1 protein-coding gene is annotated in these 366 nt (G+C 62.0%); it reads right to left on the bottom strand.

Translation table 11 applies throughout. The annotated features are described in order from the left end of the window. Positions 1-326: ATP-binding protein (locus tag JYB63_RS22665; protein ID WP_205660195.1), on the bottom strand; the 326-nt coding region annotated here is incomplete at its 3' end. Between the last annotated feature and the right edge of the window lie 40 nt (positions 327-366).

Here is a 366-nt window from a genome sequence, read left to right as displayed (position 1 = left end):
ACCTGCTGCAGACGCACGCCAACCACCACGCGCTGGTGGCGCGAGTTGACGACGTCGAGGGTGGAGTAACATACGCCGGCGCGCAGCTTGCCGTGCAGGCCCTTGTCGCGCGAACCGCTGGTGGCACCCGCTTCGGTGGTGTTACGGAAGTGCAGCAGCGTCAGATCGGGGATCAGTGCGGTGACGAAGGCCGCCATGGTGGTGGATTTCCCCGCCCCGTTCCCGCCGGACAGCGTGGTCACCAGCTCATCGAGATCAAAGGTGCGGGCAAAGAAGCCGTTCCAGTTAACCAGCGTCAGCGAGCGAAATTTACCGCGTTCAATCATTCCTGTTCATCCTCTGCACCGTCAGGAGCGTTATCAACCT

The sequence above is a fragment of the Aliamphritea spongicola genome (assembly GCF_017051665.1).
Taxonomy (GTDB): Bacteria; Pseudomonadota; Gammaproteobacteria; order Pseudomonadales; family Balneatricaceae; genus Amphritea; species Amphritea spongicola.
The sequence above is the reverse complement of the archived record's forward strand: the minus strand, read 5'-3'. Positions and strand labels throughout refer to the sequence as shown.